The organism is Burkholderia sp. Se-20378 (assembly GCF_017104665.1).
Taxonomy (GTDB): Bacteria; Pseudomonadota; Gammaproteobacteria; order Burkholderiales; family Burkholderiaceae; genus Burkholderia; species Burkholderia lata.
In genome coordinates, this window is the sequence record NZ_JAAGPG010001259.1 from 1 (window position 1) to 595 (window position 595).

Annotated in this window: 2 tRNA genes and 1 rRNA gene; all 3 read left to right on the top strand. The window is 51.1% G+C overall.

Features of this window, described 5'->3' with window-relative positions:
* Positions 1 to 119, top strand: a 16S ribosomal RNA gene (locus G3N93_RS41290); the annotation flags it as partial.
* Between the two features lie 64 nt (positions 120 to 183).
* Positions 184 to 260 (top strand) — tRNA-Ile (locus G3N93_RS41295).
* Between the two features lie 93 nt (positions 261 to 353).
* Positions 354 to 429: transfer RNA gene (locus G3N93_RS41300), tRNA-Ala, on the top strand.
* The last annotated feature ends 166 nt before the right edge of the window (positions 430 to 595 follow it).

Genomic DNA, 595 nt, shown 5'->3' on the forward strand with positions numbered 1-595 from the left:
TTTTACCAGAAGTGGCTAGTCTAACCGCAAGGAGGACGGTCACCACGGTAGGATTCATGACTGGGGTGAAGTCGTAACAAGGTAGCCGTATCGGAAGGTGCGGCTGGATCACCTCCTTTCCAGAGCTATCTCGCAAAGTTGAGCGCTCACGCTTATCGGCTGTAAATTTAAAGACAGACTCAGGGGTCTGTAGCTCAGTCGGTTAGAGCACCGTCTTGATAAGGCGGGGGTCGTTGGTTCGAATCCAACCAGACCCACCAATGTCTTGTCTGGTGTGTCGGTGATCGTTAGCGCTTTAGCGTTTACGAGCACCCCATACCGACAGGTTGGACACCTGAGGCAAATCTGTACATGGGGGCATAGCTCAGCTGGGAGAGCACCTGCTTTGCAAGCAGGGGGTCGTCGGTTCGATCCCGTCTGCCTCCACCAATCTTCAATGACAAGCGTTCGACTTGGGTCGAATCTTTGTCATTGGCGATTGAGCCAGTCAGATGATATGAGTAAAACCATATCGGCTGTCGTTCTTTAACAATCTGGAAGAAGTAAGTAATTTGGATAGCGGAAGCGTCTTGAGATGGACGTGAAAACTATCCGG